This window comes from Paenibacillus sp. Soil766, from assembly GCF_001428105.1.
Lineage (GTDB): Bacteria > Bacillota > Bacilli > Paenibacillales > NBRC-103111 > Paenibacillus_E.
The window spans coordinates 67,525-82,736 of sequence record NZ_LMSJ01000024.1 but is presented as its reverse complement, the minus strand read 5'-3'; the positions used below and the strand labels follow the sequence as shown (position 1 = coordinate 82,736).

Sequence of the window (15,212 nt, the reverse complement as noted above, 5' to 3'; positions counted from 1 at the left end):
TATCTAATGTATGCTTGCTTACCGGCAGATCATTTTGAGGAAGGGGCATACGCTCTAACGCCCTTGAGGGAACAAGATTTACTCTATATTAAAGAATGGCGAAACACTCAAATTGATGTGCTTAGACAAAACAAGTTGCTTACTGATGATGACCAAATAAATTATTATAACAAGGTGATTAAGCCATCATATACAGAAGAACAGCCAAGACTCATATTGTTTAGCTACTTAATGGACGGTGTGTGTATCGGATACGGCGGGTTGACTAACATAGATTGGTCTTCTCTACGGGCAGAAGTATCATTCTTGCTGGAAACAACACGCATTGTCGACAAAGTACAGTATAAACGCGATTTTTCTATGTTTTTAACTTTGTTAAAAAAAGTTGCGTTTCAAAGTCTTGCATTCAATCGGTTGTTTACGGAAACGTATGATATTAGACCAGATCACATTACTGCCTTGGAGAAATCAGGTTTTCGTTACGAAGGCAGAATGAAGCAGCATGTGCAAGTGCAAGGCGCTATTACAGATTCCATAATCCATGGTTGCTTGAAGGAGTACGGTGAAAATGATTGGTAAACGAGTATTTATTAGTGGTGGAGCTGGTGTTATTGGAAGGGCATTGGTTGAAAAGCTGCTGACGCTTGGTGCAGACGTTTTTGTTGGAGATATAAAGGCAAAGCCTGAACACTGGGGTCTAGATGTCAAGTACCGACAAGGCGATTTAAATTACATCACACCAGAAGAAGTAGTCACTTTTAATCCTGACTATTTTTTTCATTTGGCGGCAACGTTCGAACGATCTGTCGAGTCCTATGATTTTTGGGATGAAAACTATCTGCATAATATGCGATTAAGTCATCATTTGATGGATTGCTTGAAAAATAGTCCAAATCTTAAAAAGGTAGTATTTGCTTCCAGTTACTTGATTTATAATCCTGAGTTGTATACATTCCCGGTGTCTGCCGAGTCTGCACTTCGCTTGAAAGAAACGGATGTGATTTATCCCCGAAATTTGTGTGGTGCAGCAAAATTACTACATGAAGTGGAACTTAGATTTTTACAGCATTTTAATAAGAATCGTTATGAAACAGTTAGTGCCAGAATTTTCAGAGTTTACGGTAAAAGTTCAAAAGATGTAATATCCAGATGGATACGCTCTTTACTAAAGGGAGAAAAACTGACGGTCTACAACAAAGAGGGTTTGTTTGACTATATTTTTGCAGATCAAGTGGCCGAAGGATTACTTAGGCTTGCGCAGTCCGGTGCTCAGGGAATTGTCAATTTGGGTAATGACAACGCGAGACGTGTTAGTGATGTATTGAAGGTGTTACGAAAACATTTCCCAGATATGCAATGGGACGAGATGGAATCTAATGATCCATTCGAGGCATCGCAAGCGAATATGGACTTATTTTTCGAACACACTGGATGGAAGCCGGAAGTTCAGTTGGAGGAAGCCATTCCGCAAATTATTGAACATGAACGGAAGGCCGCAGAGAGTTCACTGCCAACTGAGGTAGAGCGGAATGTTCTAGTTACAAGTATATCCAAAAAAATTCCATTGTTGAATTCACTAAAGAAAGCGATTTGCAAATTAGGAGACAACCGGAAAATTATTGGGGCGGATGTAAATCCGAGTTGTATCGGAGCCTATTTTGTCGATAAGTTTTGGGAAATGCCCAGGTTGTCAAACCTTTCAATAGAAGATTTTGTTGATTATTGCAAGCGGAATTCGATTAATATTGTAATTCCTACTCGCGATGGTGAACTTGCTTATTTCAGCGAGCATCAACAATTATTGTTAGAGAATGAGATCTATGTTATGGTATCGTCACCAAGCTCTGTAGAAGCTTGTTTGGACAAGCTTAAATTTTACAATGAATTATCCAAACAGGGCTTTCCAGTAATCCCTACCGTTGATGATATAAGTTCGATTAATGCTGTTTCGTATGTGGTAAAGGAGAGATTCGGAGCAGGATCGAAATCCATTGGAATCCAATTGGACGGTGAATCGGCTACGAAGCATGCGAAGTCGTTATCCAGCCCGATTTTTCAGCCATTTGTTCAAGGGAGAGAAATAAGCGTAGATTTATATATTGATAAGCTTGGAATGGTCAAAGGGTGTGTGGCTCGGGAAAGGACTTATGTTGTTGATGGAGAGTCTCAAATTACGGAAACGATCCGAAACCAAGCGTTAGAGGAGCTGTGCAGCAATTTAGCAGAGCGATTACAATTGTACGGGCATGTTGTTATGCAAGTAATAATTGATTCAAAGGGATTTTTCCATATCATCGAATGTAATAGTCGGTTCGGTGGAGCTTCGAGCTTAAGCTTAGAAGTAGGGCTAGATAGTTTTTACTGGTTGATATTAGAGTCAAGCGGGTATGATTTGAAGGACTATCCGTTCCTACGACTAGATGTAGAAAAGAAATTAGTGAGATACTCTGCAGATGTGTATTTTTAGCACTGTATCAATAAAAGTTTTGGATAATCAATTGATAATGCAAAGTCTGAAGTTGTAAAGACAATGTGATAGATTTAAATTTTGGTAGGCAAATTATTGGTTTTTACAAGGAGGTAATAATTTTGGGTGATATTAAAGTGAACTTGCTTTCGTCACAGGAAGAAATAAATCGCAGAGCAGTTTTTCTCGAAAAGTTAAAGAATTCCCCTATTCCAGATAATGAAATATTGGATAATTTGGGTTTATATATTAAAAGACAAGCGTTGTCGAGAACGTTGTTTATGCATGAAATATATCAACAAATTATAAACGTACATGGAGTTGTTATGGAATTCGGTGTGCGATGGGGACAAAATCTGTCACTGTTTTCATCTTTTAGAGGAATATATGAGCCATATAATTATAACAGGAAGATTATTGGATTCGATACATTCGATGGCTTTCCAAATGTGCACGAAAAAGACGGAAACAGGGTCAAAGAGGGGGACTATAGAGTCACGGATAATTATGAGGAATACTTAAATAGTGTTCTCACTTATCATGAAGCCGAAAGTCCACTGTCACATATTAAAAAGTTTGAGCTTGTTAAAGGAGATGCATCTGTAACAATTGACACTTATTTGGAGCAGCATCCTGAGACAATAGTAGCCTTGGCATATTTTGATTTTGATATATATACCCCTACGAAAAAATGTCTTGAAGCGATAAAAGATAGATTGACTAAAGGTAGTATTGTGGCTTTCGATGAATTAAATTATGACTTATTTCCTGGTGAGACATTGGCCCTGAAAGAGGTATTTGGACTCGATAAATACAGGATCAGAAGGACTCCATTGGCTCCGTTATGTTCATATATAATAATTGAATAAGTGAAACTGTTTGCAAAATAGTGGTGGAGGTAAGTTCTTTGGCTGTTCTTGTATTCGATCTTGATGATACGTTGTACGATGAAATCACATACGTTCATAGCGGATTTATGGCCGTTTCCCAATTCATGAATGTATCTTTGGGAATTCCAGTTGAAGCTTCCTATGCATTTATGCGCAATGAACTTACGAAATCTGGCAGAGGGCAAGTATTCAATAGTACTCTAGAGCACTTTGGTTTTTATACAAAAACAAATGTGAAAAAGTGTATTAGTGTCTATCGGGCCCATGACCCTCAAATTGAACTTAGTCCCGATGCTCATACATGTCTTACGGAAAAGAGTAGTTACCCGATTTATATAGTCACTGACGGGAATAAGCATGTTCAGAATAAAAAATTAACGGCTCTGGGTTTAAAAAAAAGGGTTAAATTTTGTTATATTACTTATCGTTATGGACTTAAAAATTCCAAGCCATCTCCTTACGTTTTCAACAAGATTTGTGAGAAGGAAATGGTAGCTACAAGTCAAGTGATTTATATAGGTGATAACCCTACTAAAGATTTTGTCGGAATTAAGCCACTGGGTTTTATAACTGTTCGAATCATGAAGGGGAACTATAAGCATCTTGTTAAAAGTGATGAATATGAGGCTGATTATCAAATTCAGTCTTTAGATGAACTTACAGATTCTTTTATTAATACGATCACTAATGGAATAGAAAGGTGTTGAAGTGCTGTGAGGGAGTTTACAGTAGGTAACTATACGATCGGACATTCGGCAAGGCCATTTATCATCGCTGAAATGTCTGGGAATCATAATCAATCTTTGGAGAGAGCATTAACTATTGTAGACGCTGCGGCTAAAGCTGGGGTTCAGGCACTTAAGCTGCAAACTTATACTGCGGAAACGATGACACTTGATATAAATGATGGCGATTTTTTTATCGATGACCCCAATAATTTATGGAAGGGAAGCTCACTTTATAAATTATATCAAGAAGCATACACACCATGGGAATGGCATAAACCAATATTTGATCGTTGCCGGGATCTAGGAATCGTAGGTTTTAGTACTCCGTTTGATGCTTCAGCCGTAGATTTTCTTGAAACCTTAGATGTTCCTTTGTATAAAATAGCATCATTTGAAAATACAGACTTACCATTAATTCGTAAAGTAGCTTCGACAGGGAAGCCAATGATCATATCTACTGGGATGGCCTCGATAGCAGAATTAGATGAAACCGTTCGTGCAGCAAGGGAGGCAGGTTGCAAGGATATTGTTTTGTTGAAATGTACTAGCAGTTATCCGTCAACACCACAATATAGTAACATCAGAACAATTCCACACCTACAACAGCTATTTAACTGTCATGTAGGCTTATCGGACCATACGATGGGTGTAGGTGTAAGTGTGGCGAGCGTCGCTCTTGGTGCGACAGTTATAGAAAAGCATTTCACACTTCGTCGCGCTGATGGCGGGGTAGACTCTACCTTCTCTTTGGAACCTGAGGAAATGGAAGCACTCGTTATTGAAACGGAGCGAGGATGGCAAGGTCTAGGGCAAATATCGTATGGACCTATAGGTAAAGAACAAGCGTCGTTAAAGCATAGACGCTCATTATACGTTGCTCAAGATATGAAGCAAGGTGATGTGTTTACCTCAGAAAGCCTTAGAGCAATACGTCCTGGATTTGGGTTGCCTCCTAAACATTTTGAAGAGTTGCTTGGCAAGCCGGTAAAAATGGATGTCAAAAAAGGTACAGCTGTTACTTGGGATTTACTATTTTAATTTTCTAAGTGTAAAAACGGAGGTTTTATCAATGAACATTCTATTAACAGGCGGAGCAGGTTTTATCGGCAGATGGGTGGCATTACGTTTACTTAACGAAGGTCATCAAGTTTGGATTGTCGACGATCTTTCTAATGGACAAGAAAGTAATTTAAATGAATTTAGGCAACACCCAGGTTTGAAGGACTTTATTCACGGGGATATCAAAGATGAAGCGCTTCTCGAGAACCTTTTTAACGAAGTTAAGTTCGATATTTGCTACCATCTAGGTGCATCCATAAACGTTCAAGATTCGATTGATGATCCTCGTACTACGTTCAATAACGATACGGTAGGGACATTTTTTGTCATGGAACAATGCCGCAAGCATTGGGTTAAAGTCGTGTTTATGAGTACTTGTATGGTATATGACCGATGTACGGATGAAGCAGGTATTACTGAATTGCATCCAACGAAACCTGCTTCACCATATGCTGGGGCAAAAATTGCGGCGGAAAACATGGTTCTCTCCTATTACTACGCTTACGGTTTGCCTACGGTCGTCATTCGTCCTTTCAATACATATGGCCCTTTTCAGAAAACAGGTGGTGAAGGCGGCGTAGTAGCTATTTTTATCAATAATAAGCTGGCTGGCAAAGATGTAAGTATATACGGTGAAGGTACGCAAACTCGTGATTTGTTGTTCGTAGAGGATTGTGCGAGATTCGTAGTTGATGCAGGTTTCTCCGATAAAGTGGACGGTCAAATTGTTAATGCAGGATTAGGACGCGACATCTCTGTGAATGACTTAGCGCTGCTCATTATAGGTGATTCTTCCCGAATTAAGCACGTAGAACATATTCACCCGCAAAGCGAGATTCAGAAGCTTCTATGTAACTATGGGAAAGCAAAAGAACTGCTTGGATGGGAACCGCTTGTAAGCTTAGAGGAAGGCATTCGTAGAACAGAAGCATGGATTCAAGAGGGCTTAGCTCATACTCATTAATGAAGGAAGAGCATAGGGGGACGCTTAAGATGGAACAGTTAGCTATAAACGGAGGCAAACCTGCTAGAGAGAAGTTGCTTGCTTACGGAAGCCAATGGATCTCGGATGCAGACATCGAAGAAGTAGTGCTTGTGCTAAAAAGTGATTATTTGACTCAGGGACCGACTATTGCTGAATTTGAGCGAAGCGTTGCGGCAGTTGCAGGAGTCGAATATGCGGTCGCTTTCTGCAACGGGACGGCTGCCCTACATGGTGCTTGTTACGCAGCAGGTATTACAGAGGGAGACGAAGTAATAACAACTCCCTTGACTTTCGCGGCGAGCTCAAACTGTGTGCTCTATGTGGGAGGAACTCCGGTATTTGCGGATGTTGACCCAACCACGTTTTTGCTCGATTTAAACGAAGTTAAGAAAAAGCTAACTTCCAAAACGAAGGCGATCATTCCTGTGGATTTCACTGGACAGCCTATAGATATGCGTAAGTTTAAAGCTTTTGCTGAGAAAAATGGTTTAGTAATGATTCAAGATGCAGCACATTCGTTAGGCGCCTCGTTTGCCGGTGAACCGGTCGGAGCGGTTGCAGACATGACAATGTTCAGTTTTCACCCTGTGAAACCTGTTACAACTGGTGAGGGCGGCGTTATTGTAACCAATAATCCAGATTACTATCGTAGACTTCTTCTATTCCGCTCGCATGGGATTACGCGAGATCACCAAGCATACACTAACGAAAGTGAAGGTCCTTGGTATTACGAGATGCAAGAGTTAGGATACAACTATCGTCTAACCGATCTACAAGCCGCTCTAGGATTAAGTCAGATGGGCAGACTTGGTGAATTTGTACAGCTGCGGAACAATATTGCGCAAACCTACAGTAACCTTTTTGAAGATTTAGAGAATGAGGGACTTATTCGTAGACCGCTTGTTCATGCAGAAGCGATATCTGGATGGCACTTGTATATTCTTCATTTACAGCTTGACCATTTAACAGCTGGACGCAAAGAAATATTTGAAGCGTTAAGAGCAGAGAATATTGGTGTTAATGTACATTATATTCCTGTTCATCTGTTACCGTATTATCAGCGGCTTGGGTATGAGAAGGGTTCACTCCCACTTGCTGAGCAGCTCTATGAATGCTTTATTACACTCCCTTTGTTCCCTAAGATGACTGAACAGGATGCTAAGGACGTAGTGAATGCTGTATACAAAGTCTTGAGAGCTTATCGTTAAAAATAATTCTGTTTACGGGCAGTTTTGTTCTAACAAAAGTGTATTTCAACTCCGATATAATTATTATATGAATAATTTGGTAGCGGGGGAGATTGTCATGAGTTCGGATATGTCATTAGGTGGTTTAGGAAGGTCGGCGGCAACTGAGCTTTCTTATGCAAATAATACTACACAGCGGGTGGCAGAAACACCGACAGTTTCTCCGGATTCTTCCTCTACAACGGCTGTTGCGGGTATGACTTCTACGAAAGAAGTTAGGACCGCCGAGCTTCAAGGACAGAAAGTTGCTTTAGGGGATGAATTATTGATTAAAGCGATTGAAAGAGCAAATAAGGCGGCGCAAGGAATTACAACAACATTTGAATTTAAAATTCATGAAGCTACGAAGCAAATTATGGTTAAGGTTTTGGATAAGGATACTGGCGAGATTGTAAGGGAGATTCCACCGGAAAAAGTGTTAGATATGGTTGCTAAGCTGTGGGAAAAAGCAGGTATCATTGTAGATGAAAGACGTTAAGTAATTTGAATTGCGAAAGATGGTGATATGAGATGGTTACGAGGATTAATGGATTCTCGTCAGGAATGGATATTGATGCAACGGTAAAACAATTGATGGCAGCTCGCCGAATTCCACTTGATAAGATTATGCAGAAGAGGCAAACATTTCAATGGCAACAGGACAGCTATAGGGAAATGAATAGTAAGATATTGGATTTGAAAAACAATGCGTTCAACATGAAGCTTCAGGGAAGTTATTTGACGAAAAAGGTTAGTACTGGTGACGAAACGACTGTGACTGCAACAGGTACATCCAACGCGACAGATGGGATCTATAAGCTTAACATATCCCAATTAGCCGAGTCTGCATCAATTACTTCAACAAGTTCTGTGGGAGCATCTGTAACCGCTGCTTCCAAAATTAATTCTGTGGATGCAAGTATAGGAGCTGATTTCAAGTTTACGATTGCTGGCGAGAAGGGAACAGCTACAATTGAAATTGACAATGAGGCTACGATAGGAACTTTTGTATCCAGTGTGAATAGCAAGTCCACACTTACAGGGGTAAAAGTCAGTTTTGATGATACAATGAAGCGCTTCTTTTTTGTATCCAGCAACACGGGTGTGAATTCTAAGGTGGAATTGAATTCAGAGAATGCGAATTTTGTTAACAATGTGTTAAAGCTGAGTGGATCGAGCCCTAAAATTGGGGAGCAAGTAACTGGAACCGCAGAGTTCAAATCTCCGGTGCCTGATCTCACTAAAAAGATTGATGCCACATTGGGAGCGACAGTTCAGAAACTCCGTATTGGGTATGACGGATCTAACTATGAATTCAGTGTGGATAAGAACACTACGATAGGCGGCCTAATCGATGATTTGAATACTGAGTTGAAAGCTACGGGTATTGTTGCAGGGCTTGACAGTACAACAGGAGCCCTCACTTTTAATAAGCCTGATAGTAACAAACCAATCACTTTCAGTGATCTAACAAGCGATTCTAAAGACCTTGTGAGTGCACTTGGATTGCCGACGAAAACCCCCACTGGTACCTCTGTCAAAGGCGCTCTCTTTTTGACAATGGCTACGGATACGAATAAAGTTATCAACAGTAGTCTTAAGGCAGATCAAACGTTTCGTATTGCATACGATGTAGACGGAAATGGATCTAAAAACTATGATTTTACAATTTCCAGCACAACAACCATTAGCTCGTTAATTAATAAGATCAACGCTTCGGATTTAGGGACAATCGGTGGTGTTAACGCTCAATTGGATAGTGCTACTGGTAAATTAATTTTAACATCGCCAAAAGGCGACGACGTTTTGACACCAGCCATTGATGAAGGTAAGCATTTTAGCTTCTCCGACCAAACCAGTGATTCGACAAACATTCTTACTTCTTTGGGTTTGATTGCAGGTATTAACGACCCTGATGATCTTCCCAATACTGTGGATAGTGAAGCAGATCCTACTCGTCTGAATTATACTCAAGTCAGCGCTAAGGGTAAAAACGTTATGCTCAAATATAATGAAGTGGATGTAGAGTTTGCATCCAATACGTTCACGATCAACGGAATCAACATTACGGCGAAGAAGGCCACGAATACGGATGTCAACCTAACGGTTTACCAAGATGTTGACACGGTTTACAATTCAATTAAATCCTTCGTTGATAAGTATAATGAAGTGTTGGGCGCTGTGAATGCCGAAATATCCGAAGAGCGCTATAGGGCCTATTCCCCATTGACGGATGAACAGAAGGAAGCAATGGAGGAATCTCAGATAACACTCTGGGAGAACAAAGCGAAGAGCGGGATGTTGCGCAACGATTCTATCTTGTCCAACGCTGTATCTGAATTCCGATCAGATTGGTATCAATCAGTTACAGGGGTATCTAGTGGTGATTATCGGCAGTTAAGCGATGTAGGGATAACTACGCTAGATTATTCAGAGAAAGGGAAACTCTATATCAATGAGTCCAAACTGAAGGAAGCGTTGGCGAAGGACCCTGAGGCTGTGATGCGCTTATTTACTAGTAATGACGGAAATGCAAGCAGCACTGGGGGAGATGGCGTTGCTGTTCGAATTTCAGATGCCGCAGACCGCGTACTTAGTAAGTTGAAGACAAAGGCAGGTACTTCTTCTAGCTTGTTATCCAATTATGATATTGGTAAGCAAATGACACGTCTTGACAAGGAGATCAGTACTTGGCAAAGCCGGCTAACTGACATTGAAAATCAGTACTACAAACAATTCACTGCAATGGAAACTGCGATGAACAAGTACAATTCTCAGAGCGCTTCTTTAGCGCAGTTTGCTGGGAGTTAAAATGAACCTAAAGGAGGATCTTTGATGATTCAGCCTCAGCAGAATAAGTATCTCGAAACCACCATCCAATCAGCTACACCTGCACAGCTCTTGATTCTTCTTTGCGATGGAGCGATTCGATTTTGCAAACAATTTATTGAGGCGTTGAAGGTCAATAACTATGAGGAAGCCAATCGTAATGTGATTAAAGTGCAAGATATTATTAAGGAGTTTATCATTACTCTTGATCTAAATGCACCGATCTCCCAGGACCTTCTTGTTATGTATGATTATATCGAGTTCCGTTTGCTTGAAGCTAACATGCACAAATCAATGACGTCGGCTGAAGAAGTACTTGGCTATTTGCAAGAGCTCAAGAGCACATGGATGGAAGCAAATAAAATTGCTGTAAGTGCGAAAGCAACGGGAACTATGCATGGATGAGTTGATCAGGCAGCTTGAAGAATGTACGCAACATTTTTTGAGCGAAATGGAAGAAGCTGATTACTTAGTTGTTGAACAGTTCGTAGAACAAAGGGACGAGATCATCGCTAAAATAAAGGACGCTGAGCGGACTACACCCCTGCTTGAGAAGCATAAGGTTGTTGTCAACCGATTATTGCAGCATGATCCTGCAATAGTCAGGAAAATAACCTTTTTGCGAAACGAAGCCTCTCTCAAAATAAAGAGTTTTCAACAAGCGACGACACAAAGAAATGCTTATGAATCGAACCCTTCGGATATGTATACCCAGGAAAGTTACTTCTTCGACAAGAAAAAGTAGTACTATCCACAGAAACCTTTTGCCGCGGCAAAGGTTTTTTTTCTTTTATCCCCTGTTTTCCTCAACCGCCTACAGCAGTCCGTGGATAAACAATCTGTTCTGACCCCAACATGTGAATAAATGCCCCCAGAACTTCGAGTTATCCATAATGCCCTTTATTCGGTCTGTGGATAATGTGCATAAACCTGTGAATAACTTTGTTAATAAAATGTAAAAAAGCCCGTCACGACAGGATTCTACAAATAACGCAGTTATCCACGGCATGTAAATACTTGAATTTTCTGAATATTTATTTTTATTAAAAGTTAGAAATTGACAGGTCAAGCGGGTAGGTGGTATAGTCAAAATGTAAGGGTTTTCATTTTTTGCTCTTATCATTTACATTTTTTAAAACGAAAGGATTGTGTACGATATGCAAGGTAAAGTAAAATGGTTTAACGCAGAAAAAGGTTATGGGTTCATCGAGCGCGAAGATGGTGGGGATGTATTCGTGCATTTCTCAGCGATTCAGTCCGAAGGGTTCAAAACGCTAGACGAAGGTCAAGCTGTTGAGTTTGACATCGTAGAAGGTGCACGCGGACCACAAGCTGCCAACGTAAGCAGATTATAATTTTTTGGCACATATTGTGCCATCGCATACAACGATGAACAAGATCACCCTGGAGAAATATACTCTGGGGTGTTTTTTATATTTTATCTAGAAGATTAGCTCGGAATTTAAAGGAATTATGAAGTTGGAGTGGAATGTAGTATAATGTGAGAAGGAAGGGAGATGTTTAACTATGGAAATTAGCATTCGCGGAGAACACCTTGAAGTTACTGAAGCCCTCGGAGACTATGTTGACAAGAAGTTGAATAGACTAGAGAGGTATTTTGAAGCTCCCCTTACATCTGATGTACAAGTAAAGCTAAGCGTGGTTAAAGGTCTTCAAGCCATCGAGGTAAGCATCCCATTAACAGGCGGCGTGCTACTGAGAGCAGAAGAACGCAACACCGACATGTACGCATCCATTGATCTGGTTGTGGACAAACTAGAGCGTCAAATTCGTAAGCATAAGACCAAGACGAATCGTAAAATTCGCCAAGATGGCGGCAAACGTGATTTGTTCAAGGCAGAAGTCGCGGCAGCTTCCTATATGGAAGAAGAAGAGGACTTCGAACTCGTGCGTAACAAACGCTTCACTTTGAAGCCGATGGACGTGGAAGAAGCGATTCTCCAGATGAACATGGTGGGTCATAACTTCTTTGTATTCTCGAACATGGAGACAGACACAGTCAATGTGGTCTACAAACGGGACGACGGTAAGTACGGTTTAATCGAACCAGCGATGTAATGCATAAACAAATTGCCTAATACATTAATCGACATTCCTATACAAAATGATCAAGTGAGCTTAATTCGATATCATCGGATTAAGCTCTTTCCTTTAAAATATATGAATTTATAAGTTTCACCTAATAATTTGGCTATATTTCTCCATAAAACGCTCCCGTCCTCGAAGGACGGCGTAGCCGTTTATTTTGGCGCATAAAGTCATAAACCTGGCTATGCATGTTAGCGGCGTCTCCATTTCATACTAAGAAATACGAAGAGCATGGTTTTTAAGTCCTATTTCTATAGGTTTTAGAAGGAAGAGAAGGCTCGTTTGTTGCGACAAGACTGTCATAAGTGGTACAATTTAAGGATACGAATGTAAGGGAAAGGGGTTCACCGATGCTAGGACTAGTGAAGAAAATTTTTGGTGATTCCAATGATCGGGAGATTAAACGGATGCTCAAGGCCGTTGACTACATCAACGAGCTTGAAGCCAGTATTAAACCGCTGACTGATGAAGAGTTAAGAGGGAAAACAATCGAATTCAGAGAACGTCTTGAAAAAGGCGAAGAACTCGATGATCTATTGCCTGAGGCTTTTGCAGTAGTCAGAGAAGCTGGTATCCGTGTATTAGGGAAACGTCATTATGACGTTCAACTTATCGGGGGTATGGTGTTGCACGAAGGCCGTATCGCAGAGATGAGAACTGGGGAAGGGAAAACGCTAGTTGGAACACTTCCTGTTTATTTGAATGCTTTGCTTGGTAAAGGCGTACATGTTGTTACCGTCAATGACTACTTGGCACAGCGGGATAGCGGCGAAATGGGTCAAATTTACGAGTTCCTCGGTTTAACCGTTGGGGTTAACTTGCATGATTTGTCTCATGAAGAGAAGCAAGCTGCTTATGCTTGTGATATTACGTATGGCACGAATAACGAATACGGGTTTGACTACCTGCGTGACAACATGGTGTTGTACAAAGAGCAGATGGTTCAACGTCCGCTGTACTATGCGGTTATCGATGAGGTGGATTCCATTCTAGTCGATGAAGCGAGAACGCCATTGATTATTTCGGGACAAGCTGCGAAATCGACAGATATGTACTTTACGGCGGATCGTTTTGTTTCGACGCTGAAAGAAGAAGAAGACTACACAATCGATATCAAAGTGCGTGCTGTCGCGTTAACGGAAGAGGGCGTGGCGAAAGGTGAGCGAGCTTTTGGTATTGAGAACTTATTTGATCATCAAAATGTAAACATCAACCACCACATCACGCAAGCGCTCAAAGCTCGTTTCATTATGAAACGTGACGTGGACTATGTTGTTCAAGAAGAAGAAGTTATGATCGTTGATGAATTTACGGGCCGTATCATGACAGGTCGTCGTTATAGTGATGGGTTGCACCAAGCCATTGAGGCGAAAGAGCAACTGAAAGTTCAGAATGAGAGCATGACACTCGCTACGATTACGTTCCAGAACTATTTCCGTATGTACCGCAAGCTAGCGGGAATGACGGGAACGGCGAAGACGGAAGAAGAAGAGTTGAAGAAAATTTACGGCCTTGAAGTTATTATCGTTCCGACCAACCGTCCAATGATTCGTAAGGATTTACCGGACGTGGTGTATAAGTCAGAGAACGGTAAGTTCAGAGCTGTCGTTGAGCAAATCCTAGAACGACATAAGCTGAATCAGCCAGTGCTAGTCGGTACGGTATCGATCGAGAACTCGGAGAGACTTTCCGAAATGCTCAAGAAGAAAGGTGTTCAACATAAAGTATTGAATGCCAAGTACCATGCTGAAGAAGCGGAAATCGTTTCACGTGCAGGTCAACCAGGTTCCGTCACGATTGCAACGAACATGGCAGGCCGTGGTACGGACATTGTGCTTGGAGAAGGCGTACATGATGCTGGCGGCTTGCATATCATAGGTACTGAACGTCATGAGAGCAGACGGATTGATAATCAGCTGCGTGGACGCGCAGGACGTCAAGGTGACCCTGGTTCCTCACAATTCTACCTTTCTCTTGAAGATGAGTTGATGAAACGATTCGGCGCTGAGAATATTATGGCAATGATGGATCGTCTCGGAATGGAAGAAGATCAACCAATTGAAAGCAAATTGATCTCCCGTGCCGTGGAATCCGCTCAAAAACGCGTTGAGGGTAACAACTTCGACGTGCGTAAAGTCGTCCTTCAATATGACGATGTCATGAATCAACAACGTGAGATTATATATAAACAGCGCCGCGAGCTGCTGGAGTCCGAGAATATCCGCGAAGTCATCGAGGGTATGATCGGCGCCGTCATCGAGCGCATCGTGAAAGCACACTGTCCTGAGGAGCAAATCCCAGAAGAGTGGGAACTGCAAGAAGTTGCGAACTTTGTGAATAACAATTTGCTGCACGACGATGCACAAATTACTGATCAAACCATTTGGGGTAAAGAGCAAGATGAGATCATTGAGCTGATCAAAGAGCTTGTGAGCAAACGGTATGATGAGCGTGAAACGGAAATTGGCGCTGAATTTATGCGTGAATTTGAGAAAGTAGTCGCGCTCCGTGCGGTAGATAGCAAATGGATGGATCACATCGATGCGATGGATCAGCTGCGTCAAGGTATTCACTTACGTGCATACGGCGGTACAGATCCACTTCGTGAGTACCAATTCGAAGGCTTCGAAATGTTCCAAGAGATGATCGATAACATTCGCGAAGAAGTCGCGATGTACATTATGAAAGCACACGTACAGAGCAACCTGGAGCGCCAAGCAGTAGCAGAGGGTCAGGCTGTTGACACGAAGAATGAAGCTGGCGGCAAAAAACCGCTCGTACGCGATGAAGAGCAGCGTATTGGGCGCAACGACCCTTGCCCTTGCGGCAGCGGCAAGAAGTTCAAGCAGTGCCACGGGCAAGGTATGTAAGCGACTAAACAACTTGTCTAGGTACATGCAAGCAGAATAAACGAGGTGT

14 protein-coding genes are annotated in these 15,212 nt (G+C 41.5%); all 14 read left to right on the top strand.

Features of this window, described 5'->3' with window-relative positions:
- The first annotated feature begins 6 nt into the window (after positions 1–6).
- The 14 genes from ASG89_RS19765 (at position 7) to secA (ending at position 15,163) form a co-directional block, all read left to right on the top strand.
- Positions 7–579, top strand: coding sequence for a GNAT family N-acetyltransferase (locus tag ASG89_RS19765; protein ID WP_057312786.1), 573 nt, complete (start codon positions 7–9; stop codon positions 577–579).
- Positions 569–2,467 (top strand): NAD-dependent epimerase/dehydratase family protein, encoded by a 1,899-nt coding sequence (locus ASG89_RS35720; protein ID WP_082593450.1) that lies wholly within the window; start codon positions 569–571, stop codon positions 2,465–2,467. Before ASG89_RS19765 ends, ASG89_RS35720 begins: the two co-directional genes overlap by 11 nt.
- Before the next feature lie 122 nt (positions 2,468–2,589).
- Positions 2,590–3,336 carry a TylF/MycF/NovP-related O-methyltransferase gene (locus ASG89_RS19755; protein WP_057312784.1) on the top strand — a complete coding sequence of 249 codons (747 nt, stop codon included), beginning with the start codon at positions 2,590–2,592 and terminating at the stop codon, positions 3,334–3,336.
- Positions 3,337–3,374: 38 nt separating this feature from the next.
- Positions 3,375–4,064 (top strand): HAD family hydrolase, encoded by a 690-nt coding sequence (locus ASG89_RS19750; RefSeq protein WP_057312782.1) that lies wholly within the window; start codon positions 3,375–3,377, stop codon positions 4,062–4,064.
- Between the two features lie 6 nt (positions 4,065–4,070).
- Positions 4,071–5,123, top strand: a complete 1,053-nt coding sequence (gene pseI / locus ASG89_RS19745) for a pseudaminic acid synthase (RefSeq protein WP_057312780.1) — start codon at positions 4,071–4,073, stop codon at positions 5,121–5,123.
- 31 nt (positions 5,124–5,154) lie between these two features.
- Positions 5,155–6,108 carry a dTDP-glucose 4,6-dehydratase gene (locus ASG89_RS19740; RefSeq protein ID WP_057312778.1) on the top strand — a complete coding sequence of 318 codons (954 nt, stop codon included), beginning with the start codon at positions 5,155–5,157 and terminating at the stop codon, positions 6,106–6,108.
- Positions 6,109–6,137: 29 nt separating this feature from the next.
- Complete coding sequence (pseC, locus tag ASG89_RS19735; RefSeq protein ID WP_082593449.1) at positions 6,138–7,337, top strand: UDP-4-amino-4,6-dideoxy-N-acetyl-beta-L-altrosamine transaminase; 1,200 nt, start codon at positions 6,138–6,140, stop codon at positions 7,335–7,337.
- Positions 7,338–7,434: 97 nt separating this feature from the next.
- The gene (locus tag ASG89_RS19730) at positions 7,435–7,854 is read left to right on the top strand and encodes a flagellar protein FlaG (protein WP_063868024.1); all 420 of its coding nucleotides are present in this window, start codon (positions 7,435–7,437) and stop codon (positions 7,852–7,854) included.
- A gap of 32 nt (positions 7,855–7,886) precedes the next feature.
- Positions 7,887–10,166, top strand: a complete 2,280-nt coding sequence (gene fliD, locus ASG89_RS19725) for a flagellar filament capping protein FliD (RefSeq protein ID WP_057312775.1) — start codon at positions 7,887–7,889, stop codon at positions 10,164–10,166.
- Between the two features lie 24 nt (positions 10,167–10,190).
- Positions 10,191–10,589, top strand: a complete 399-nt coding sequence (gene fliS / locus ASG89_RS19720; protein ID WP_057312773.1) for a flagellar export chaperone FliS — start codon at positions 10,191–10,193, stop codon at positions 10,587–10,589.
- Positions 10,582–10,929 (top strand): flagellar protein FliT, encoded by a 348-nt coding sequence (locus ASG89_RS19715; RefSeq protein ID WP_057312771.1) that lies wholly within the window; start codon positions 10,582–10,584, stop codon positions 10,927–10,929. Before fliS ends, ASG89_RS19715 begins: the two co-directional genes overlap by 8 nt.
- Before the next feature lie 412 nt (positions 10,930–11,341).
- Complete coding sequence (locus ASG89_RS19710) at positions 11,342–11,539, top strand: cold shock domain-containing protein (protein ID WP_028556842.1); 198 nt, start codon at positions 11,342–11,344, stop codon at positions 11,537–11,539.
- 172 nt (positions 11,540–11,711) lie between these two features.
- A complete protein-coding gene (gene hpf / locus ASG89_RS19705; protein ID WP_057312770.1) occupies positions 11,712–12,263 on the top strand; it encodes a ribosome hibernation-promoting factor, HPF/YfiA family in 552 nt (183 codons plus the stop codon).
- 380 nt (positions 12,264–12,643) lie between these two features.
- Complete coding sequence (gene secA / locus ASG89_RS19700) at positions 12,644–15,163, top strand: preprotein translocase subunit SecA (RefSeq protein WP_057312769.1); 2,520 nt, start codon at positions 12,644–12,646, stop codon at positions 15,161–15,163.
- The last annotated feature ends 49 nt before the right edge of the window (positions 15,164–15,212 follow it).

What these genes read in the sequence shown, in the direction of transcription:
- ASG89_RS19765 (WP_057312786.1), top strand. Translation starts at nt 7, where the DNA reads ATGTATGCTTGCTTACCGGCAGATCATTTTGAGGAAGGGGCATACGCT.
- ASG89_RS35720 (WP_082593450.1), top strand. Translation starts at nt 569, where the DNA reads ATGATTGGTAAACGAGTATTTATTAGTGGTGGAGCTGGTGTTATTGGA.
- ASG89_RS19740 (WP_057312778.1), top strand. Translation starts at nt 5,155, where the DNA reads ATGAACATTCTATTAACAGGCGGAGCAGGTTTTATCGGCAGATGGGTG.
- pseC (WP_082593449.1), top strand. Translation starts at nt 6,138, where the DNA reads ATGGAACAGTTAGCTATAAACGGAGGCAAACCTGCTAGAGAGAAGTTG.
- ASG89_RS19730 (WP_063868024.1), top strand. Translation starts at nt 7,435, where the DNA reads ATGAGTTCGGATATGTCATTAGGTGGTTTAGGAAGGTCGGCGGCAACT.
- fliD (WP_057312775.1), top strand. Translation starts at nt 7,887, where the DNA reads ATGGTTACGAGGATTAATGGATTCTCGTCAGGAATGGATATTGATGCA.
- fliS (WP_057312773.1), top strand. Translation starts at nt 10,191, where the DNA reads ATGATTCAGCCTCAGCAGAATAAGTATCTCGAAACCACCATCCAATCA.
- ASG89_RS19715 (WP_057312771.1), top strand. Translation starts at nt 10,582, where the DNA reads ATGGATGAGTTGATCAGGCAGCTTGAAGAATGTACGCAACATTTTTTG.
- ASG89_RS19710 (WP_028556842.1), top strand. Translation starts at nt 11,342, where the DNA reads ATGCAAGGTAAAGTAAAATGGTTTAACGCAGAAAAAGGTTATGGGTTC.
- hpf (WP_057312770.1), top strand. Translation starts at nt 11,712, where the DNA reads ATGGAAATTAGCATTCGCGGAGAACACCTTGAAGTTACTGAAGCCCTC.
- secA (WP_057312769.1), top strand. Translation starts at nt 12,644, where the DNA reads ATGCTAGGACTAGTGAAGAAAATTTTTGGTGATTCCAATGATCGGGAG.